Origin of the sequence: Sphingomicrobium astaxanthinifaciens, assembly GCF_022865105.1 — a bacterium.
GTDB lineage: Bacteria > Pseudomonadota > Alphaproteobacteria > Sphingomonadales > Sphingomonadaceae > Sphingomicrobium > Sphingomicrobium astaxanthinifaciens.
Genome location: NZ_JAKNYM010000001.1, coordinates 1 through 21,364, shown reverse-complemented (window position 1 = coordinate 21,364; position 21,364 = coordinate 1). Strand labels below are relative to the sequence as shown.

The 21,364-nt window shown below is 69.9% G+C and carries 19 protein-coding genes and 1 riboswitch; of the genes, 8 read left to right on the top strand and 11 right to left on the bottom strand.

All coding sequences use genetic code 11. The annotated features are described in order from the left end of the window. The first annotated feature begins 83 nt into the window (after window positions 1-83). From bamA to fabZ, 3 genes are read left to right on the top strand one after another with little or no spacing between them, the layout of a single operon-like run. Window positions 84-2,705, top strand: coding sequence for an outer membrane protein assembly factor BamA (gene bamA, locus L8951_RS00095; RefSeq protein ID WP_244380940.1), 2,622 nt, complete (start codon window positions 84-86; stop codon window positions 2,703-2,705). Beyond that, entirely contained in the window at window positions 2,705-3,307 is a 603-nt protein-coding gene (locus tag L8951_RS00090) for an OmpH family outer membrane protein (protein WP_244380939.1), read from the top strand. Before bamA ends, L8951_RS00090 begins: the two co-directional genes overlap by 1 nt. A 5-nt stretch (window positions 3,308-3,312) precedes the next feature. Further along, window positions 3,313-3,792 carry a 3-hydroxyacyl-ACP dehydratase FabZ gene (fabZ, locus tag L8951_RS00085; protein ID WP_244380938.1) on the top strand — a complete coding sequence of 160 codons (480 nt, stop codon included), beginning with the start codon at window positions 3,313-3,315 and terminating at the stop codon, window positions 3,790-3,792. Here the strand turns inward: fabZ and L8951_RS00080 are convergent. From L8951_RS00080 to L8951_RS00065, 4 genes are read right to left on the bottom strand one after another with little or no spacing between them, the layout of a single operon-like run. After that, window positions 3,789-4,487 carry an ATP-binding cassette domain-containing protein gene (locus tag L8951_RS00080; RefSeq protein ID WP_244380937.1) on the bottom strand — a complete coding sequence of 233 codons (699 nt, stop codon included), beginning with the start codon at window positions 4,485-4,487 and terminating at the stop codon, window positions 3,789-3,791. The genes fabZ and L8951_RS00080 overlap by 4 nt on opposite strands. After that, window positions 4,484-5,428 (bottom strand): FecCD family ABC transporter permease, encoded by a 945-nt coding sequence (locus L8951_RS00075; RefSeq protein ID WP_244380936.1) that lies wholly within the window; start codon window positions 5,426-5,428, stop codon window positions 4,484-4,486. Before L8951_RS00075 ends, L8951_RS00080 begins: the two co-directional genes overlap by 4 nt. Beyond that, complete coding sequence (locus tag L8951_RS00070) at window positions 5,425-6,162, bottom strand: ABC transporter substrate-binding protein (protein ID WP_244380935.1); 738 nt, start codon at window positions 6,160-6,162, stop codon at window positions 5,425-5,427. The genes L8951_RS00075 and L8951_RS00070 overlap by 4 nt, the downstream gene beginning before the upstream one ends. Next, entirely contained in the window at window positions 6,146-8,050 is a 1,905-nt protein-coding gene (locus L8951_RS00065; RefSeq protein WP_244380934.1) for a TonB-dependent receptor, read from the bottom strand. Before L8951_RS00065 ends, L8951_RS00070 begins: the two co-directional genes overlap by 17 nt. Before the next feature lie 101 nt (window positions 8,051-8,151). Beyond that, window positions 8,152-8,294: riboswitch (cobalamin riboswitch) on the bottom strand. Window positions 8,295-8,396: 102 nt separating this feature from the next. Here L8951_RS00065 and rpmE point away from each other — a divergent pair. Further along, window positions 8,397-8,627, top strand: coding sequence for a 50S ribosomal protein L31 (rpmE, locus tag L8951_RS00060; RefSeq protein WP_244380933.1), 231 nt, complete (start codon window positions 8,397-8,399; stop codon window positions 8,625-8,627). A gap of 12 nt (window positions 8,628-8,639) precedes the next feature. Continuing rightward, window positions 8,640-9,197, top strand: a complete 558-nt coding sequence (locus L8951_RS00055; protein WP_244380932.1) for a GNAT family N-acetyltransferase — start codon at window positions 8,640-8,642, stop codon at window positions 9,195-9,197. 2 nt (window positions 9,198-9,199) lie between these two features. Here L8951_RS00055 and L8951_RS00050 read toward each other — a convergent pair whose 3' ends face one another. From L8951_RS00050 to L8951_RS00040, 3 genes are read right to left on the bottom strand one after another with little or no spacing between them, the layout of a single operon-like run. After that, a complete protein-coding gene (locus L8951_RS00050; RefSeq protein WP_244380931.1) occupies window positions 9,200-11,125 on the bottom strand; it encodes a DUF2207 domain-containing protein in 1,926 nt (641 codons plus the stop codon). A gap of 4 nt (window positions 11,126-11,129) precedes the next feature. Continuing rightward, entirely contained in the window at window positions 11,130-11,690 is a 561-nt protein-coding gene (locus tag L8951_RS00045) for a LemA family protein (RefSeq protein ID WP_244380930.1), read from the bottom strand. Window positions 11,691-11,742: 52 nt separating this feature from the next. Then, window positions 11,743-12,945: an acyl-CoA dehydrogenase gene (locus tag L8951_RS00040; protein WP_244380929.1), complete on the bottom strand. Its 1,203-nt coding sequence runs from the start codon at window positions 12,943-12,945 to the stop codon at window positions 11,743-11,745. A gap of 65 nt (window positions 12,946-13,010) precedes the next feature. Between L8951_RS00040 and otsB the strand changes: the two genes are divergently transcribed. The 3 genes from otsB to L8951_RS00025 are packed head-to-tail and all read left to right on the top strand — an operon-like array spanning window position 13,011 to window position 16,947. After that, window positions 13,011-13,775, top strand: coding sequence for a trehalose-phosphatase (gene otsB / locus L8951_RS00035; RefSeq protein ID WP_244380928.1), 765 nt, complete (start codon window positions 13,011-13,013; stop codon window positions 13,773-13,775). After that, the gene (locus L8951_RS00030) at window positions 13,772-15,574 is read left to right on the top strand and encodes a glycoside hydrolase family 15 protein (RefSeq protein ID WP_244380927.1); all 1,803 of its coding nucleotides are present in this window, start codon (window positions 13,772-13,774) and stop codon (window positions 15,572-15,574) included. Before otsB ends, L8951_RS00030 begins: the two co-directional genes overlap by 4 nt. Beyond that, a complete protein-coding gene (locus tag L8951_RS00025; protein WP_244380926.1) occupies window positions 15,571-16,947 on the top strand; it encodes an alpha,alpha-trehalose-phosphate synthase (UDP-forming) in 1,377 nt (458 codons plus the stop codon). Before L8951_RS00030 ends, L8951_RS00025 begins: the two co-directional genes overlap by 4 nt. A gap of 6 nt (window positions 16,948-16,953) precedes the next feature. Here the strand turns inward: L8951_RS00025 and L8951_RS00020 are convergent, their stop codons facing one another. The 4 genes from L8951_RS00020 to L8951_RS00005 all read right to left on the bottom strand — a co-directional run. Then, window positions 16,954-18,336, bottom strand: coding sequence for an HlyD family type I secretion periplasmic adaptor subunit (locus L8951_RS00020; protein ID WP_244380925.1), 1,383 nt, complete (start codon window positions 18,334-18,336; stop codon window positions 16,954-16,956). Continuing rightward, window positions 18,333-20,102, bottom strand: coding sequence for a type I secretion system permease/ATPase (locus tag L8951_RS00015; RefSeq protein ID WP_244380924.1), 1,770 nt, complete (start codon window positions 20,100-20,102; stop codon window positions 18,333-18,335). The genes L8951_RS00020 and L8951_RS00015 overlap by 4 nt, the downstream gene beginning before the upstream one ends. After that, on the bottom strand, window positions 20,092-20,394 hold the full coding sequence (locus tag L8951_RS00010) for a response regulator transcription factor (protein WP_244380923.1): 303 nt from the start codon (window positions 20,392-20,394) through the stop codon (window positions 20,092-20,094). Before L8951_RS00010 ends, L8951_RS00015 begins: the two co-directional genes overlap by 11 nt. Before the next feature lie 340 nt (window positions 20,395-20,734). Next, a partial coding sequence (locus L8951_RS00005; protein WP_244380922.1) for a hypothetical protein occupies window positions 20,735-21,364 on the bottom strand: 630 nt, incomplete at its 5' end.

Here is a 21,364-nt window from a genome sequence, read left to right as displayed (position 1 = left end):
GTCAGGCGCGCATGGTTCATGGAGGCGACAGCCAAGGTCGCTAAATCGTTGAAAAAGGGCGGGGACGCGTGAAAGTGAAAAGCATGATGGCGAAACGCCACGGGGCCGCATTGCTGGTCGGAACCTGTTTGTCGGGGATGGCGATGCCGGCGCTTGCGGCGGCGCAGGACGCGGCCGAGCCGACCGCCGCCACCGCGCCCGCGCAGCCGGTCCGCGAGGGCATGATCCGCTCGCTCCAGGTCACCGGTGCCGAGCGCATCGAACGCGAGACCGTGCTTGCCTATTCCACGTTGACCCCGGGGCAGACCTATACCGCCGCCACGCTCGACCAGGCGCTGCGCGCGCTCTACGAGACCGAGCTGTTCGCAGACGTGGTGATCACCGGCGCCGACACCGGCAACATCGTCATCGCGGTCAAAGAAAACCCGATCATCAACCGCATCGTGCTCGAGGGCAACAAGCGCCTCAAGGACGACAAGATCGCGCCCGAGATCCGGCTCGCCCCGCGCCGCATCTACACCCGCTCGAAGGTGCGCGCCGACGTCGACCGCATCATCGAACTGTACAAGCGCGAGGGCCGCTTCGCCGCGGTGGTCGAGCCCAAGATCGTCGAACTCGACCAGAACCGCGTCGACCTGATCTTCGAGATCAGCGAGGGGCCCAAGTCCAAGATCCGCTCGATCAACATCATCGGCAACGAGCAGTTTTCCGACGGCAAGCTGATCAAGCAGATGTACAGCCGTGAAACCGGCGGCATCCTCGGCTTCCTCAAGTCGAACACCAGCTACGACCCCGATCGCCTCGGGGCCGACCAGCAGATGCTGCGCCTGTTCTACCTGACCGAGGGCTATGCCGATTTCCGCGTGGTCAGCGCGCTGGCCGAGCTGACCCCCGATCGCGAGGACTTCGTCATCACCTACGTGATCGAGGAAGGCCCGCGCTACAAGTTCGGGGTGGTCGAGGCCGACAGCGCGCTGCGCGACTTCAACGAAGAGACGATGCAGGCCTTCATCAATATCGAATCCGGCGACTGGTTCGATGCCAAGAAGGTCGAGGATACGGTCACCGCGCTCAACGAGGCGGCGGGCCTCGTCGGCTATGCCTTCGCCGACATCAGCCCCGCGATCTCGCGCAACCCCGACGACCTGACGATGGACATCACCTTCCGCACCAACGAGGCGCAGCGGGTCTACATCGACCGGGTCGACATCAACGGCAACACGGTGACGCGTGACAATGTCATCCGCCGCGAGTTCCGGCTGTTCGAGGGCGATGCCTTCAACGCCACGCTGCTGCGCCGTTCGGAAGACCGCATCCGCAGCCTCGGCTATTTCAACGAGGAACTCGAGATCAAGCAGGTGCCGGTCGGTGACGACCGCGTTGCGCTGACCCTCGACGTCGAGGAACGCCCGACCGGCCAGTTGACCTTCTCGGCGGGCTTCTCGAGCCTCGAGCGCTTCCTCCTGTCGGCGCAGATCAGCCAGAACAACTTCATGGGCAAGGGGCAGACGCTGCTCGCCGGGGTCAACTGGTCGCGCTATTCGCGCAGCGTCCAGTTCGGCTTCACCGAGCCCTTCTTCCTCGGGCGCCCGATCCTGCTCGGCGCCGACCTCTATCGCCGCGACTTCAACAGCTTCAACTTCGTCGGCAGCGACCGCCGCTCGACCTACAGCCAGCTGTCGACCGGCGGCGGGCTGCGGCTCGGCTTCCCGGTGACCGAATTCCTGTCGGCGGGGCTGCGATACAACCTCGTGCTCGACGACATCACGCTCGATCGCGGCACCTTCTACACCGACTTCGACAACAGCGGGTCGCTCGACGACGACGAGTGCGATCCGGTCAAGGCGGGGACGTACCTGTGCAACGAGCTGGGCGAGCGGCTGACCTCCTCGCTCGGCTATACGCTGGCGTTCAACAACACCAACGGGCTGCGCGCCACGCGCGGCATCCGCGCCAGCCTGCGGCAGGATTTCGCGGGGCTGGGCGGGGACGTCAAATATCTGCGCACGATCGGCGACGTGACGCGCTATTTCCGCATGCCCGCCGATTTCGTGCTCTCGGTCAACGCGCAGGGCGGCTACGTCTACCCGCTCGAGGACGACGAGATCGCCTTCCGCGATCCGATCCGCATCTCGGACCGCTTCTTCGGCCCCTCGTTCCGCGGCTTCGATATCCGCGGCATCGGCCCGCGCGTGCTGCGGCGCAATTACGACAACGACGGGGTGTTGTCGGAAGATGCGACGCGCACCTCCAACGCGCTCGGCGGCAAGGCCTATTATTTCGGTCGCCTCGAACTCGAGTTCCCGACGTCGGCAGCGCTGCGCAACTTCGGCGTGCGGCCCTCGGCCTTCGTGGACATCGGTTCGGTCTGGGACCTGACCGCGCCCGACGTCGACGACTTCCTCTTCTTCTGTACCCCCGCGACCGCCGACGGACCCGAATTCCGTCGCGTCGAGCCGGGCGATACGCTCCCCGATGGCAGCCCCATCACCTCGTGCGGCGACATCGCGCCGGGCTATTCGCAGACGCCGGGCTACCAGGAGACGTTCGTCGGCAACAGCCCGAACCCGCGCCTCACGGTCGGGATCGGGGCCAACTGGGTCTCGCCCTTCGGTCCGCTGCGCCTCGACCTGGCGCACGCGCTGATCAAGCAGGAAGGCGATGATACCCGCCTCTTTTCATTCAACGTAGGAACCCAATTCTGATGAAGCATCTTCTTGCCGCCGCCGGCCTTGCCGCCGCGACCGTCCTGCCCGCCGCCGCCGCTTCGGCGCAGGCGCTCCCCGACGCCAAGATCGGCGTCGTCGACGTCAACCGCGTCGCCACCACCTGCACTGCCTGCGCCACCGCGCTGCAGGCGCTCGAGCAGCAGGCTCAGGCGGTGCGCGCGCGCGAAGCCCAGCTGCGGCAGCCGCTGCAGGCGACCGGGCAGGCGCTGCAGGCCGAAATCGAGGCGCTCGGCGATGCCCAGCCCTCGGCCGACCTCCAGCAGCGCGCCACGGCCTTTCAGCAGCAGCAGCAGGCCGCCGCGCAGGAACTCCAGCAGCGCCAGGCGGTGGTCGCGCGCAATCGCAACTACATCCTCCAGCAGATCGGTGCGGCGATCGAACCCGCCTATCAGCAGGTCGTCGCGCGGCGCGGCGTGCACATCATCTTGCCGGTCGAATCGACCCTCGCGCACCAGCCCGCGGTCGACCTCACCGGCGACGTGCTCGCCGAGGTCAACCGCACGCTGACGCAGGTCAACGTCAACGCGCCGGCGCCGCAGCAGCCCGCCGCGCAGACCACCCCGCAGCAGACCCGCTAAGTCACATGGGGGATAGCCACAGCAGCGCCGTCATCGGCCCGCTCGACATCCGCCGGGTGATGGCGGCGCTGCCGCATCGCTATCCGCTCCTGCTCGTCGACCGGGTCAAGCGGATCGAGAAGGACAAGTCGATCACCGCGATCAAGGCGGTGAGCATGAACGAGCAGTTCTTTCAGGGGCATTTCCCCGGCCGCCCGATCATGCCCGGCGTCCTCCAGGTCGAGGCGCTCGCGCAGGCCGCGGGCGTGCTCGCGGTCGAGAGCATGGATCTCGCGGGCTCGAACAAGCTCGTCTATTTCATGGCGATCGGCGACACCAAGTTCCGCAAGCCGGTCGAGCCGGGCTGCCTGCTCACGCTCGAGGTCGAGATCGTGCAGATGCGACGCAACATCTGCAAGTTCGAGGGCAAGGCTTCGGTCGACGGCGAGGTGACCTGCCAGACCAGCTTCACCGCGATGATCGCCGACCCGCCCGCGGACGCCTAGTCTAGGACCATCGTCCCGTCGGGCTCGCGCCGCAGGTCGAACAGTTGCGCGATCTCGTCACTATGCTCGAGTTCGAACCGGGGCGCGTCGGCAACGACGCGCCCTTCGCGCATCAGCACGAGGCGGTCGAAGGCGCCGAGGAGCTGGAGGTCGTGGAGCGCGACCACCACGCCGGTACCCGCGGTGGCTTCTTCGCGCAGCATGTCGCGCATGGTCAGCACCCAGAAGGGGTCGAGGTTGGCGAGCGGCTCGTCGAGCAGCAGGTAGCGCGGGCTGGTGGCGAGCGTGCGGGCAAACAGCACGCGCGCGCGCTCGCCGGTCGAGAGCTGGTTGGCGGCGCGGTCGAGCAGGTCGCCCAGCGACAATCGCTCGATCAACGCCTCGAGACGCTCGGCATCGGGGGCGACGGGGCTCAGGGTGAGCAGGTCGCGCACCGGGATCGCCCAGTGGATCAGCCGCGAGGCGGGCAGGAACCCGAACAGGCGGGCACGCCGCGCCGGCGCGGCCGCCGCGATCGCCTCGCCGTCCACGCGCAGCGCCGCATGCGTGCCGACGATCCCCGCGAGCGCGCGCAGGAGGCTGGTCTTGCCGCTGCCGTTGGGCCCGATCAGCGCGACCAGTTCGCCCGGGTCGACCCGCAGGTCGGTAGGGGCGAGCCGGGGCGGGAAGGCGAGGGCACGAGCGTCGAGGGTCATGCGCTCACGCTCCGCATCCGCATCAGCAGGAGGATGAACAGCGGGGTCCCGATCAGCGCGGTCACCACCCCGATCGGGATCGGGCGCCCCGCGGGCGCGGCGCGCACCGCGAGGTCGGCGGCGAGCAGCAGCGCGGCGCCGAGGATCGCGGCGGGCAGGAGCGCGCGCCCGGGGTGGCCGCGGCTGAGCGCGCGCGCGGCGATCGGCGCGATCAGCCCGACGAAGCCGATCGCGCCGCACGCGGCGACGCACGCGCCGATGGCGATCGCCGACAACAGGATGGTGCGGCGGGCAAGCGGGCGGGCCTCGACCCCGTAGGAGGCGGCGACGTCTTCGCCCAGCGCCGCGAGGTCGTAGCTGCGGCGCATCCGCCACAGCAACAGCCCCGCGATCCCGGCAGGAACCAGCGCCGCGGCGGCGTCGGGCCAGCCGCTGTCGACGAGGCTGCCCATCAGCCAGCGCCACTGGTCGTAGAAGGCGAAGGGGGAGGGCGCGAGCGCGAGGAGCAGCGAGGTCGCCGCCCCGGCGGCGAGCGCGATCGACAGCCCCGCGAGCAGGAGCCGCGCGGGGTCGGCGCCGCGCCCGGCGATGGCGAACAGCCCGACGAGCGCCAGCCCCGATCCCGCCGCGCCGCCGATGGCGAGCGCGAGCGGGCTGGTGAGGAGGAAGAAATGCGCGGTGGCGACCGCGCCGAGCGCCCCGCCGGAAGCGGCGCCGGTGATGTCGGGGGAGGCGAGCGGGTTGGCGAACACCGCCTGGAGCGCGGCGCCGGTGATGCCGAGCGCGGCGCCATAGCCGACCGCGAGCAGCGTGCGCGGGGCGCGCAACTCGAGCATGATGGCGCGCGCCACCTCGTCGTCGAGCGCGAACAGGTCGAACGGCAGCAAAAGGTGGAGCAGCGCCATCAGCCACAGCAGCAGGAAGGGAGCAAGGCGGATCATGGGCGCGCACGCTGCCCGAGCCGCTCGACGACGTCGAGCATCAGCGGGCCGCCGCAGATGAAGGGGCGGCCATCGACGCGGTGGCGGGGGGCGTCGATCCGGCGCACCAGCGGGTGCTCGCGCCAGCGCCCGCCGCGGTGCCACTGGCCTTCGCGATAGCGGCTCTCGAGGATGAGTTCGGGGCGCGCCTCGACGACCGCCTCGACCCTGCCGCGCGCGGTGTCGATCGTCATCGGGTCGACCCCCGCGAGCGCGAGCCAGCCCGAGGCGAGCGTACCGGGGTCGGTACCGCCGGGACCGATGAAGAGCGCGCGCTGCGCGGGGCGGCGCGGCGCGCGCGCGAGGCGATCGAAGCGGTCGAGCCAGTGGCGCGCGCGCGTCGGCGTGCCGAACAGCCGGCCGAGCCGCGCGACCGTGCGGCGGACCTCTCGCGGGCTGGCGGCATAGGGGAGGGTGACGATCTCGATGCCGAGGCGCTCGGCGAGTCGGCGCGCGCCATTGCCGACCGGCCGACTGGTGAGCACCAGCTCGGGCTCGAGCCGCGCGACATCGACGATCCGCCCGTCGTTGCCGGGAAGATCGGCAGCGCGCGCCGCGAGGACATTTTCCTGTGCATCGCGGCCGAGGTGGCTGACACTGACGAGCTGCCCCTCGCGCGCGAGCAGCAACGCATATTCGTCGGCGCACAGGTCGAGGCTCGCGACCCGGAGCGCGGCGCTAGCGAGAAAGGGCAAGGCCGACAAAGAGGCTCCTTCCCGCGGTCGCATAGCCGATCACGTCCTGATAGGCGGTATCGAAGAGGTTCGCACCGCGCACGCTGACCTCGATCCCCCGCCCGATCGCGCGGGCGAGGCGGGCATCGGCGAGGACATGGTCCCCCAGCCGCACGCGCGCGGCGGGGAAGCGGTCGAAATCGAGGTCCTCGCGCGCCCCCGTGTAGTTGAGCGCGACCGACCAGCTCCAGCCCTCGGCGGCGCCGTCGAGCCAGATTGCGGCCTGATGTTCGGGGCGACGCGTCTCGCGCAACAGGAGGCCGCCGGGGGCCAGCTCCTCGCCGGCATCGACATAGGCATAGCTCGCGCCGAGCCCGAGCCCCGGCGAGAGGCGGGCGCGCCCTTCGACCTCGGCCCCGCGGCGGCGGCTGTCGCCCTCGCGGTTGGCGGCGCCGGTGGTGAAGGTCGCGGGGTCGAAGACGCTGACGATCTCGTCCTCGAGCCGCTGCTCGAACAGCGTCAACGCCGCGCTGAAGCGGCCGTCGTCATAGGCGATGCCGACATCGCCGCCGCGACTGCGCTCGGGCGCGAGATCGGGGTTGCCGCGAAAATTCTCGGGGAAGAAGCCGAACAGCTCGTAGAAATTGGGCTGGGCGATGCCTTCGCCGTAGTTGGCGCGCAGCGACCAGCGGTCATCGAGGCGCACGAGCGCGCCCGCCGACAGGCTGCTGGTGTCGGCGAACTGGCCGAACAGGTCGCGGCGCAGCGCGAGGTCGAGCGCGAAGACTTCATGGTCGCCGCGCCACTCGGCGATGAGGCTCGAACGATCGCGTTCGGCCGACTGGCGGGTGGCGCCGCCAAAGTCGCGGTCATCGGCGCGGAACCGCTCGGTCTCATGCTCGATCGCGACGGTGAACTGATGGACCAGCGGGCCGCCGCCCCACCGGCGGGTCGCCTGCGCGTCCAGCGACAGGCGCTCGGCGGCGGTGCGGTTGCGTTCCGCCGCGTCCAGCGCGTTGCGGTTCGACGAGGCGAGGAGGCTGCCGCCCGCCCGCAGGCGCCAGTCGCCGGGGGCGTGGACGAGGCCGAGGCGGACCGCGCCGAGGCGATGACGGGTCTCGTCCGCCGTGTCGGCGCGGGTGAAGGTGGCGGGGTCGAGCCCGTCGAATTCGCTCTTGCCGAGGATGCCGAACGCGGCGGTCTCGACATGGGTGGCGGGGGCGAGCGCGAGCCGCGCGGCAAGGCGCCCGTTGAGCAGCGAATAGCCGTCCTTGTCGCCATCGCCCCCGAGCGCGTCGAAGCCCTCGGCGCGCTGCGCGCCCGCGCTGAGGCGGAGCGAGGCCCGCTCGTCCCCGCTGGCGAGGTCGGCGGCCAGCCGGCCGAAGCCGTAGCGCCCGGTCTCGGTGAAGAGGCGCCATTCGGGCGCGCGGGTCGACGGGCGCGCGCTGCGCAGCGCGACCACGCCGCCGAGCGCCTCGGGGCCCCACAGGGCGGACTGCGGCCCGCGCAGCACCTCGATGCTGTCGGCAAGCCCGGTGGACAGCAGTTCGAAGCGGGCCTCGTTGGCGGCGGCGGGGTCGTTGGCCTTGATACCGTCGATGAAGAGCAGGCTGTGGTTGGCCTCGGCGCCGCGCAGCCGCAACTGGGCCTGGCTGCCCGCGGGGCCGGCCTCGGCGAGCGCGGCGGCGGGGACCCGGCGCAGCAGCGGCAGCAGGCGCGCGGGGGCGGCGCGCTCGATCCGCTCGGCGGCGATCACGGTCGCCGCGTCGCTGGCGCGGGTGCGCAGCCGCGGGGTGCGCGCGGCGGTGACGAGGATGTGCTCGTCGGGCGCGCGATCGTCGATCGGCGCGACCTCTTCATAGGCCTGATCGTCTTCGGGCGGGGGCGGGGGGAGGTCCTGGAACAGCATGCATGTCTCCTTCTCGTCGGTTCGCCACGACGGAAAGGACGGACATGCAGATACGCCACGACCTTGCTCGCGCCCTCCCGCTGACCCCGGCAGGGGGGACGGACGATGGATCGGTTGAGGCCGGTATCTGGCTTGGCGACCGAGGTGGCGGTCGCTCACAGTTGCGGGCACAGCGCCGGATGTTCGCCGGCTTCCCTCTTCGCCGCGGCCATTACGGTCGCGGAGCCTCGGTGATCCGTTTTCGGGGCTAGGCTGGTTTTTCTTGCGCCGCAAGCCGCTTTTGGCTAGGCAGCCGCGACCCTTTCCCAAGGCCGGTCGGAAACCGGCCCAACAATCGGAAAAGACAATGAAAAACGATACCCATCCCGACTATCACATGATCACCGTCGAAATGACCGACGGGACCAAGTTCCAGACCCGTTCGACCTGGGGCAAGGAAGGCGACACGCTCGCCCTCGACATCGACCCCAAGACGCACCCGGCGTGGACCGGCGGCAGCCGCAAGGCGGCGCAGGGCGGGCAGGTCGAACGCTTCAACAAGCGCTTCGGCGGCCTGTCGCTCTCGAAGAAGAAGTAAGGCGCGGCGCCCGTGGACGCGGGCGCGCCCCCATCGACCTTGCGCTCGGCTCCCACGCTGGAGACCGAGCGCTTGGTGCTGCGGCACTGGCAGGCGGCCGACTGGGACGCTTATTATCCGATCATCGCCGATGACGAGACCATGCGCTACGTCGGCGGCAGCGGGATCGGGCGCGAGGACGGCTGGCGCCGCTGGCTCGCCTCGATCGGCAGCTGGCAGATCTCGGGCTTCGGCGGCTGGGCGGTGACCCGCAAGGGCGACGGCGCGGTCATCGGCATGTGCGGCATCTTCCATGGCTGGCGCGCGATCGACGGCGGGTTCGAGCCCGATCCCGAACTGGGGTACATCTTCGGCAAGGACGGGCGCGGCAAGGGGCTGGCGCACGAGGCGTGCCGCGCCGCGCTCGACTGGCTCGATGCCGAGCATGGCGTGCCGATCTGGGCGATCATCGAGGCGGGCAACGCGCCGTCCAAGAGGCTCGCCACCAAGCTCGGGTTCGAGAACCTCGGGCCGAGGATGTACGGCGAGGAGCCGATCGACGTGTGGCGCCGACCCGCGCCGCGCGGCTGAGCCTACCAGCCGCCGCCGCCGCCACCGCCGATCCCGCCGCCCGAAAAGCCGCCGCCGCCCGACCCGCTCGAGGTGCCGGGGGGCGAAGAGGCCGAGGCGATGGTCGAGGTCATCGAGGCGCCGATCGCGGTGGCGAAACCGGTCGGGTTGGACCAGGCGCTGCGGCCGCCCGAATACCAGGCAAAGGCGTGGTTGTCGCGCTCGGCGGGGGCCTGCGCGGCGGCGGCGAGCACGCCTTCGAAGCGCGCCGCCCAGCGGTTCTCCACCCCCAGCGCGATGGCGTGGGGGAGGTAGCGTTCGAACAATCGGAGCTGTTCGCGCGGCGGCTGCAGGCGGTCGAAGCGCTGCTGTTCGGTGGTCGCGAGATATTGCTTGAACCCGGCGATCCGGTCGAGCAGCGCGCGTCCCTTGAGCGTCGGCGCGTCCATCCAGAAGAAGCCCGAGAGCGCGAGGAGCCCGCCGCCGACCAGCGGCAGGAGGAGCGGGACGATGTTGCCGCTGGCGAAGGCCTCGGGGATGAAGGCGATGCCGAGGAGGAAACCCGCGAGCCCGGCAATGAGCGCGATGGTGATGACCGGCCAGCGCAGGGGCTCGCCCTGTTCGGGACGCCCGAAGAAGAAGAGCGCGCCGACGCTCACGCCGGCGACCGAGAGGAGGAGCTGGGTGGGTGAGGCCAGGTCCTCGGCCCACACGACCCCCGCCGCCGCGATCCACACCCCGGCGAGCAGGAAGAGCAGCCCGGCGAAGGCCCAGCCGAGGTTGCGATGGAAGGCCTGCCCCTCGTAGCGGTCCTTGTAGGGTTGCTCGAGCGCCTTGCGCGCGGCGCGGAATCTCGCGTGGTTCTCGTTCTTCATCTCGACCGAGCCGCCGGGCAGGGCGAGGGCGCCCAGCATCGCCTGCTCGCCCGCGTCGAGCGGTCGGAGCTGCCGGGTGTCGGGCAGGCGCACGATCTCCATGGTCGTGCCGGTGAAGAAGCCGCCGCCGTCCTCGCGCAGCTCGACATGCCCCTTGATCGCGCTGTCGACGAGCGCGGCGGTGAGCCCGCGATGATCCATCTGCTGCCGGGTGAGGTAGCGCATCGCGGCGGGGGAGAGGTCGTCGGGCGGGGCGAAGAGGGGGACGACGGTGCCGCTGCGCGGATCGCGCCCGACCGTGCGCCACGCGTGATAATAATAAGCGGCGATGACGAGGAAGCCGATCAGGCCCGCGATCGGCGGGGCGAGGTCGGCGATCTTGCGTTCGAGCTTCTCGGCCTCGCTCAGCGGCGTGATCACCCCCTTGGGGAAGCCGACGGCGACGGTGAGCCCCTCGCGCGGGGCGAGGCGGCGCGCGGCCTCGACGCGGATCTCGCGCGCGTCCTGGCGCGCGATGCGCGCGGGAACGCCGCGCTCGCCCTGCGGCCCCGAATAGGAAGCGACCTGCGTGAAGCCCCCCGCCTCGGGGAGGCGGATGGTCGCGCTGGCGCGTTCGATCGGGAAGTCCCAGCCGTTGCCGGTGACGTTCCAGTAGAGCTCGTCGAAGGTGTCGAAGCGGGCCACTCCGCGCGCGAGGCGGTAGCGCAGGCGGTAGGTGTGCTCGCCGCGCGCGAGCAGCGAGGCGGCGCTGCCGAGACGGATGTTGACGCCATTGGCCTGCCGCTCGACGCGGCTTTCCTCGGTGTGCCCGTTGCGGGTGGCCTCGAGGAATTCGAAGCCGAGGTTGAAGGTCTCCCCGGCATCGCCGCGATAACGGGTGGGGATGGTGCGATAGATGCCGCGCTTGATCTCGCGCCGCTCGGCGCGCACGCGGATCGTTTCGGTGATGACCACCGAGCCGTCCTTCTGCACCGCCGCATGGGCGTGGAAATGGCGGATGACCTCGCGCGCCGCGGACGGGCTCGCGGTGACAAGCAGCGCGAAAAACGCCGCGAGCAACCCCCAAAAGCGCATGACGCTAGCTCGCGAAATCGACCTGCGGGGCCGTCTGGATCGCCGGGTCCTTGTCCTCGTAATAGGGCTCGGTGGTGAAGCCGAAGGGGCCCGCGACCAGATTGTCGGGCACCGACTGGACGCGGGTGTTGAGGTCGCGCGCGGTGGCGTTGTAGTAGCGCCGCGCCGCCTCGAGCTCGTTCTCGGTCGCGGTCAGCTCGTCCTGCAGCTTCTGGAAATTCACGTCGGCCTTGAGGTCGGGATATTGCTCGACCACCGCCATCAGCTTGCCGAGCAGCCCGGTCATGATGCCGTCGGCCGCCGCGGTCGCCTCGACCCCCCGGGCCGCGACCGCATTGCCGCGCTGGGCGATGACCGCTTCGAGCGTGTCGCGCTCATGGGTGGCATAGCCCTTCACCGTCTCGACAAGGTTGGGGATGAGGTCGGCGCGGCGGCGCAGCTGGACGTTGATCCCCGAGAAAGCCTCGCGCACCAGCGCGCGCAGCCGGACGAGCCGGTTGTAGATGCCGATGCCGATGAACAGCAGCAGCGCGAAAACGACAATGGCGATGACGGCAGTAGTCATGAATATCCTCCCCCCGGACGGTCCGGAGGGAGGATAGCTAGCGACCAAAGCTTTAGAAAGCCGAAATCCCGGTGATCGCGCGACCGAGGATCAGCGCGTGGACGTCGTGCGTGCCCTCGTAGGTGTTGACCGTCTCGAGGTTGAGCATGTGCCGCATCACCGGATATTCGGAGGAAATGCCGTTGCCGCCGTGCATGTCGCGCGCGGTGCGGGCGATGTCGAGCGCCTTGCCGCAATTGTTGCGCTTGACGATCGAAATCATCTCGGGGGTGAGCTTGCCCTCTTCGAGTAGGCGCCCGACGCGCAAGGACGCCTGGAGCCCGAGACCGATCTCGGTGACCATGTTGGCCAGCTTGAGCTGCGAGATCTGGTTGGCCGCGAGCGGGCGCCCGAACTGCTTGCGTTCGAGCTGGTAGTTGCGCGCGCTGGCATAGCAGGCCTCGGCCGCGCCCATCGCGCCCCAGCTGATGCCGTAGCGGGCCACGTTGAGGCAGCCGAAGGGCCCCTTGAGCCCCTCGACATGGGGGAGGAGGTTGTCCTCGGGCACCTCGACATCGTCCATCACGATCTCGCCGGTGATCGAGGCGCGAAGCGAGAGCTTTTCCTTCACCTGCGGGGCGGTGAGGCCCTTCATGCCCTTCTCGAGGATGAAGCCGCGGATCCTGCCGCCATGCGCCTCCGACTTGGCCCAGACGACGAAGACGTCGGCGATGGGCGAATTGGTGATCCACATCTTGGCGCCGTTGAGGCGGTAGCCGCCGTCGATCTTCCTAGCGGTGGTGCGCATGCCGCCGGGGTCCGAGCCCGCATCGGGTTCGGTCAGCCCGAAGCAGCCGACCAGTTCGCCCTTGGCGAGCCCGGGCAGATATTTCTTCTTCTGCTCTTCCGACCCGTAGGCGTTGATCGGGTGCATCACGAGCGAGCTCTGCACCGAACAGGCGCTGCGATAGCCGCTGTCGACGCGCTCGATCTCGCGGGCGATGAGGCCGTAGCTGACATAGCCGAGCCCGGCGCCGCCATATTCCTCGGCGACGGTGGCGCCGAGCAGCCCGAGTTCGCCCATCTTGGGCATGATCTCGGGGTCGAACACTTCCTCGTTGAAGGCCTTCTGCACATGCGGGAGCAATTGCTCCTGCGCGAACGCCCGGGCGCTGTCGCGCACCATCCGCTCTTCGTCGGAGAGCTGGTCGTCGAGGTTAAACGGGTCTTCCCAGTCGAAGGGAACAAGCGTCTTGGGGCTGGATTTCTGAAGCATGGGTGGCCCTTTACCCCGGCAGGGGGGCCGGTTCCAGTCAAAAGCGGCGGGAACAGCCTTCGCGCGTGCTGCGTAGAGACAGGCGAACGATCACAGCGGGGGAGCCGATCATCGCGAGCGCATCGACCGCCGGGCAGCGCCTGCCGGACAACGCCAGCCTGTTTCTCGACTTCGACGGCACGCTCACGGCGTTCACCGACGATCCGCGGGCGACCCGGCTCGAGAAGGACCGGCGCGCGCGATTGCGCGCGGTGCACGACCGGCTCGAGGGGCGGCTGGCGATCGTGAGCGGGCGCGCGCTCGACGGGCTGGCCGAGCGGATCGGCGACGAGCGCATCACGCTGGTCGGGTCGCACGGGATGGAGGCGCGCATCGACGGGCAACGCGAAAGCTGGGCATCGCGACCCGACACGCTCGACGAAGCGCTCGCGCGGCTGGCGGCCTTTGCCGAGGCGCAGGACCTCCTGTTCGAGCGCAAGCCCTTCGGCGGGGCGCTGCACTGGCGCACCCGGCGCGAGCACGGCGATCGCGCCGCGCTCGAGGTGCGCGCGCTCGCGCAGCGCTATGCGCTCGATGTCCAGCTGGGCGACATGGTCGCCGAGTTGCGCGCCCCGGGCGGCGACAAGGGCGATGCGCTGGTCCGCCTGATGCGCCGCGCGCCCTTTTCGGCGGGCACCCCGGTGATGGTCGGGGACGACCTGACCGACGAACATGGCTTTGCCGCCGCGCAGGCGCTCGGCGGGCAGGGCATCCTCGTCGGCGCGCGCGCCGCGACCCGCGCGCGGCATCGCCTCGCCGACGTCGATGCGGTATGGGAGTGGCTCGGATGAGGCAGCATAATCTCAACCTCTGGCCGATCGGCAATTGCCAAGTCAGCGCGCTGGTCGACGATGCCGCGGGGATGGTCTGGGGGTGCCAGCCGCAGGTCGACGGCGACCCGCTGTTCTGTTCCCTGCTCGAGCCCAAGGGGGAGGGGCGCCCCGGCATGCCGCGGGGCGAGTGGCGGTTCGTGCTCGAAAAGCAGGTCTCGGCCGAACCTCGCTACGACGGCAACAGCCCGATCCTCGTCACCCGGCTGACCGACGCCGACGGGGGCGCGGTCGACGTCTACGACTTCTGCCCGCGCTTCATGCAGTCGGGACGCCCCTACCGCCCGGTCGCCTTCGCGCGCATCGTCCGGCCCGTCACGGGCGGGCCGCGGCTGTCGGTGCGGCTCAACCCCGCGACCCATTGGGGTGCCGAGGATGCCGACCGCACGCGGGGGTCGAACCATGTGCGCTATCTCACCGCGCCCGCCCCGCTGCGGGTGTCGACCGACGCGCCGGTCGGGCGCGTGCTCGACGGGCGCCCCTTCCGGGTCGAGCGCGACCTCGCCTTCTTCCTTGGCGCCGACGAGAGCTTCTCGGGCGCGATCGGGCCCACCGTGGCGCGGATGATGGACAAGACCAAGCGGCACTGGATGCGCTGGGTGCGCGGGCTCGCCATCCCGCTCGACTGGCAGGATATCGTCATTCGCTGCGCCATCGCGCTCAAGCTGTGCCAGCACGAGGAAACGGGGGCGATCGTCGCCGCGCTGACCACCTCGATCCCCGAGGCCCCGGGCTCGCAGCGCAACTGGGACTATCGCTACTGCTGGATCCGTGATGCCTATTATACGGTGCAGGCGCTCAACCGGCTCGGCGCGCTCGACGTGCTCGAGGGCTATCTCTACTATTTGCGCGACCTCGTCGACGGGGCCGAGGGGGAGGAGATCCAGCCGCTCTACGGGGTGGCGGGCAATTCGCGCCTCGACGAGGGCATCGCCGAGGCGCTCGCGGGGTATCGCGGCATGGGGCCGGTGCGCATCGGCAATGCCGCCTTCACGCAGGCCCAGCACGACGCCTATGGCCAGATCGTGCTGTCCAACGCGCAGGCCTTCTTCGACCAGCGCCTGTTCCGCAGCGGCGACGAGAACGACTTCCACCAGCTCGAGGCGATCGGCGAGATGGCGGTCGAGAAGTTCGATCGCCCCGATGCCGGGCTGTGGGAGTTTCGCACCCGCGCCTCGGTGCACACCTATTCGAGCGTGATGTGCTGGGCGGCGTGCGACCGGCTCGCCAATATCGCCGAGCGGCTCGGCCTTTCCGACCGCCAGCGTTACTGGACCGACCATGCGCGGCAGATTCGCGCGGTCATCGAGGAGCGCGCGTGGAACGAGGACAAGGGGCGGTTTTCCGCCATCTTCGACGGCGACGAGCTCGATGCGAGCCTGCTCCAGCTGGTCGACATGCGCTTCCTGCCCGCCGACGACCCGCGCTTTCGCGCGACCCTCGAGGCGGTCGAGGAGGGGCTGCGGCACGGCGACCAGATGCTGCGCTATGCCAGCGAGGACGATTTCGGGCTGCCCGAGACCGCCTTCAACTTCTGCACCTTCTGGCTGATCGAGGCGCTCCACCGGGTCGGGCGCGACGCCGAGGCGCGCGACCTGTTCGAGGCCACCCTCGAGCGGCTCACCCCGGCCTGCCTCCTGTCCGAAGACACCGACGTCAAGACGGGCGAGCTGTGGGGCAATTATCCGCAGACCTATTCGCTGGTCGGGCTGATCAACTGTGCGGGGCTGCTCTCGCGCCCGTGGAGTAGCGTGCGTTGAGCCGGCTGATCGTCGTCTCGAACCGCGTCAACGTGCCCCGCGGGCGCGAGAATGACGGCGCGCAGGGCGGGCTCGCGGTCGCGCTTGCCTCGGCGCTCAAGCGTTCGGGAGGGATCTGGTTCGGCTGGTCGGGCAAGTCGGCGCCGTCCTTTTCGGGGGCGGTCGACTATCGGCGCCACGGCGGGGTCGCCACCGCCACCGTCGACCTCGATGAAAGGGACGTCGAGGAATATTACAACGGCTATGCCAACCGCACCTTGTGGCCGGTGCTGCACTATCGCATCGACCTTGCCGATTTCGACCGCGAATTCGGCAAGCGCTACGAGGCGGTCAACCGGAAGATGGCGCAAACGCTGGCGCCGATGATCGACCCCGGCGATCTCGTCTGGATCCACGATTACCATTTCCTGCCGATGGCCGCCGACCTGCGCGCCGAGGGGGTGGCCAACCGGATCGGCTTCTTCCTCCATACCCCGTGGCCGCCGCATCGGCTGATGGTCGCGCTGCCCTTTCACGACCGGCTGGTGCGGACCATGCTCGCCTATGACCTGATCGGTTTCCAGGCCGACGAATGGCGCGAGAGCTTCCTGCATTATTGCGAGCGCGAGCTGGGCGGAAAGGTCGACGGCGAATGGCTCACCGTGGGCGACAGGACGCTGCGCTGCGCGACCTTCCCGATCGGCATCGATGCCACCGGCTTCGCCGAGCTGGCGACCGGCCCCGAGGCGCGGGCGAGCTTCACGCGCACCCGCGACAATGTCACCGGGCGGATCATCGTCGGGGTCGACCGGCTCGACTATTCGAAGGGGCTGATCGAGCGCTTCAACGGCTATCGCAAGCTGCTCGAGCGCGAGGAATGGCACAGCAAGGTCTCGCTGCTCCAGATCGCGCCCCCCTCGCGCGGGGAGGTGCCCGCCTATGCCGAGATCCGCGACCAGCTCGACAAGCTCTCGGGGCGGATCAACGGCGAACATGCGCGGGTCGACTGGGTCCCGATCCGCTACGTCAACAAGGGCTATGACCGCACCGAGCTGGCGGGCATCTTTCGCGCCGCGCATGTCGGGCTGGTGACCAGCCTGCGCGACGGGATGAACCTCGTCGCCAAGGAATATGTCGCCGCGCAGGACCCCGACGATCCGGGCGTGCTCCTGCTCTCGCGCTTCACCGGCGCGGCCGCGCAGATGGAGGAGGGCGCGCTGATCATCAACCCGCACAGCCAGATCGACATCGCGCAGAAACTCGACCAGGCGCTGCGGATGGGCTGGGAGGAGCGCAAGGAGCGCTGGCAGGCGCTCTTTTCCGCGCTCAACGCCTATGACGTGCACCATTGGGCGACCGAGTTTCTCGACCGGCTGCGGGGCGAGGCGGACTGAGCGGGCTCAATGCTCGCGGAACGACTTCCAGAACGCGCCCTGCAGCGGCTCGAAGAAATATTCGAGCGCGGTGCGCTTACGCAGCGGCACGAGCACCTCGACGGGCATGCCGGGGCGAAGCTCGAAATCGGCCCCGCGCCGTTCGCGGATGAGCGCGATCTGGTCGGCGGGGACGGTGACCTCGGCGCGGAAGAAGGCGGCGCCGCTGCGCTCGTCCTCGAGCCGGTCGGCCGATAGCTTGGTGACCTCGCCGCGCAGCGCGGGGAGGGTGCGGTCCTGGAGCGCGGAGAAACGCACCTGCGTGTCCTGGCCGACCGACAGGTCGTCGGCATCGGCGGGATCGACCTGCGCCTCGATCACCAGCGGCGCGGCGCGCGGGACCACGTCCATCAGTTTCTGCCCCGGCTGGATGACCTCGCTGGGGCCGGCGAGCGCGAGCCCGACCACGGTGCCGCTGACGGGGGCGCGGATCTCGGTGCGGGCGAGCCGTTCGCGCGCGGCGCGCGCCTTGGGCTGGACATCGCGAAGCGCGGCCTCGACGTCGCGCAATTCCTCGGCGACGCGGTCGTAATGCGCGCTCAGCGCCTGCGCCGCCTGCATCTGCCCCTGCGCCACCGCCGCGCTCGAGCGCGCCGCGCTGGCGGCATAGGCACCGCCTTGGCCGACGAGGTCGGCGCGGGCGCGTTCGAGCGCGCGCAGCCGGTTCTTCGAGACGAACCCCTTCTCGGCGACGGGCGCGAGCGCGGCCAGTTCCTCGTCGAGCAGGCGCTGCTGTTCGCTCGCCGCCTGCATCTGCCGCCGCGCGCCCTCGGCCTCCTGCACCGCCTGCGCCGCCTGCTGGCCAAGCACCGCCTGCGTGCTCGCCAGCATCGAGGCGCGCGTGCGCAGCTGCGCGCGCTGGAGCTGGAGCGCGGCAGCGGCGATCGGCCGGTCCTCGGGCGCGAGCCGGGCGAATTCGGCGGGCGCGACGAGGTCGCTCGCGCCCGCCTGTTCGGCGACCAGCCGCGCGCGCTGGGCGAGCAGCCCGATTTCCTGCGCGGTAAGCGAGCGCTCGGTCGCGGCGACTTCGGCGGCGTTGAGGCGGACGAGGATGTCGCCCTTGCGCACGTCCTGGCCCTCGGTGACGTAGAGCGCGCTGACCACCCCGCCGTCGCGATGCTGGACCGGCTTGCGCTGGCCCGAGACGACGAGTTCGCCGGTGGCATAGGCGGCGGCATCGAGCCGCGCGAAGGCGGCCCAGCCGAGGAACAGCCCGAAGAAGAGGAGCAGCGCGATGAGGCCGACGCGGATGTCGCCGCGCGGATTGTCGTCGGTCTCGGGGCGCGGGGCGACCGCGCCGCCGGGGATCGGCAGCTTGCCCTTGTCGGCGGGGACGACGGGGTGGCTCATCCGACTTCCTCCGCCCGGACGGGGTGCCGCTGGACCCGCGCGCGGGGCTTGCCGATGCGCGCGAGCACCTCTTCCTGCGGCCCGTCGAGCTCGACCCGGCCCGCGCGCAGGAGGATGATCCGGTCGACCACCGGCAGCACGCTCAGGCGATGCACCGCGATGAGCAGCGTGGTGCCCGCCGACTTGGCCGCGTCGAGCGCCTCGATCAGTTGCAGGTCGCCCTCGGCATCGAGATGCGCGTTGGGCTCGTCGAGCAGGAGATAGCGCGGGTCGTCGTAGAGCGCGCGCGCCAGCGCGATCCGCTGGGCCTGCCCCATCGACAGCCCGCTGCCCCCCAGCCCGAGCGCATGGTCATAGCCACCGGGGAGCGCGAGGATCAGCTCGTGCGCGCCCGCCTTCTGCGCCGCGGCGACGACCTTGGCATCGATCTCGGCCGCGCCCTGCCGGCTTGAGAAGCGGGCGATATTGTCGCGCACGCTGCCCGCGAACAGCGTGGGATGCTGGGGCATGAAGCCGATGAAGCGCGCCAGCTGCTCGCTGTCCCAATCGGCGCGTTCGGCCCCGTCGAAGCGGACCGTGCCCTCGTCGGGTTCGAGCGCGCCCGCAACCACCGAGAGCAGGGTCGTCTTGCCCGCACCGCTCGGCCCGATCAGCGCGACCGCCTCGCCCGCGCCGAGCTTGAACCCGACCTTGTCGAGGATGGGGCGCTCCTCGGCCCCGCCGCTGGCGTAAACGGTGATCTTCTCGAGCGCGAGCCGCCCGACCGGGTCGGGCAGCGCGGTGTGGACCAGCGGCGCGCCGGCCGCCACGAGGCTGCGATCGATCAGGTGATAGGCATCGCGCGCGGCCACCAGCTGCTTCCAGCTGCCGACCAGCCGGTCGATCGGCATGAGCGCCCGTCCGACGAGAAACATCGAGGCGAAGATCGCCCCCGGGGTGACCTGGTCGTTGATCGCGAGCCAGGCGCCAAGCCCGAGCGCGAGCGACTGGAGGAGGAGGCGGAGGAACTTGGCGAAGGCGGTCGTGCCGCTGCCCTCCATGCTCGCGCGCGATTGCTCGCCGAGCATCGCGACGCGTTCCTCGAGGTGGCGATCGACCATCGCCTCGCGCATGCCGAGCGCGCGCACGGTGCCGCGCTGGAGCAGCGACTGGTCCTGGCTGGCATAGGTCGCGGCCGCGGCGGCATTGGCGCGCTCGAGCGGGGCGCGGGTGCGCCGGTCGTTGCGCCAGGCCAGTAGCACCAGCACCAGCGCGCCGAATGTCGCGAGCGCGCCCACGGCGGGATGGATGAGGAAGCATACGAGGATGTAGAGCGGGGTCCAGGGCGCGTCGAACAGCGCCAGCATCGCCGGGCCGCTCAGCGCCTGCCGCAGCGTGTCGAACTCGCGCAGCAACCGCCGCGACCCGCCGTCGCGGTCCGAGCGCGTCTCGATCGCGCTGCGCAAAAGCGGCGCGGCGAGGTCGCGGTCGAGCCGGGCGCTGGCGCGCACGAGGATCCGCCCGCGGGCGTAATCGAGCACCGCCATCGTGCCGAGCGCCAGCACGAGGACGATCGTGAGGAAGGCCAGCGTCAGCGCGCCGCGGGTCGGCACCACGCGGTCATAGACCTGGAGGAGGTAGAGCATGGGGACGAGGAAGAGCAGGTTGAAGGCGGCACTGAACAGCGCTGCATATTGCCAGTAGCGACGCCCGGCCCGGAGGGTTTCCCTCAGCCCCGCTCCCGCCGGTGCCGCGAGCGGCGCGCCGGCAAGGCGCTCAAGACGCATGACCCTGTTCCGCGCCCGGTTCGTCGGGGGCCGGGTGCTCGACGATCGCCCCGCGGTCGTCGAACTTGACGAGCCCGGCAGCGATCGCGCGGGCGATCAGGCTGGCACGATTGTGCGCGCACAGCTTGAGCTTGGCGTTCTCGAGATGGGTATCGACCGTCGAGGGCGAGATGGCGAGGATCTTGGCCACTTCCTTCGACGACTTGCCGAGGGCGACCAGTTCGAGGATCCGGCTCTCACGATCGGTGAGGTGCCAGTTGGGCTCATATTGCGGATCGGCGAAGGCATTCACGGTCGGCCCCCTTTTCCTGTTGCCATGACCTGTTGCTGGCATTTCGTCCACCGCTCGCCGGATGCCTACCGCGCACCTGGCCAAAGACGCCACCGAGCCTGTTTGGAGTAAACAAAATATTAACAAAAATCAATCTCGCGAGCGCCCCGAGCGGGCCACCGAGATCTCCTAAGCACTCGGCCCTAGACAATATCACCTAGGGCCGATCACCTAGCCCGTTCGGGGGAGGGCGGGGCGGCTCGCCCAAGGTCGCCATGGACCGGGCACGACGTGCCGGGGCGGCACCCTAGGAGGGTCACTCGGTGTAGCCGCCCCGGCTCTCGCCTGAACGGGGGCATGTTCAGACGAGAATGAGATCCTGGTCGACCCAGTCCTCGCCGAGAATGTGCATCTCGGGCGCGAGCGGCTGCTCGCTCGCCAGCATCGAGCTCGAACTGCTCGCGACGAGCGGGGCGGCGATGCCCGCGACCACGCCGTCGTCGAAGATGCCCGTACCGTCGATCCCGACCGACCAGCTCGCGATCGCGCTGTCGAGGTCGCCATCGGTCGCCTTGGCGGCAAAGTCGAGGACGAGGTCGGGGATCAAAGGCGGCTCCAGCGTGCCGAATGCGCCTATGTCGAATTTGCCAGTGCGCCCAAGGACCAGGACTTGATCGAAGACTTTGCCGTCGACCGCCTCGAATTCAATCCGGTCGCCCTGCTGGACCCCGGTGACCCTATAGCCCTCGGCATCTTTGATCAGCGCGACATTGATTTCGGTCGTGCCGCGGATAATCGTGATCTTGGCTATATCTATCTTATCGCCCACTCCGAGGCCGTTGGCGAAGTCACGGCTTTGATTGTCTGTCGTGACGGCGCCATCAGATCCGTCGATCAGGCTGATCCACATTGACGCGGGCTTGTTGCCCTGGACCTGGACGATGTCGATGAAGGCGGCATCGACCTCCTTGCGGCTGCCGAACTCGATATT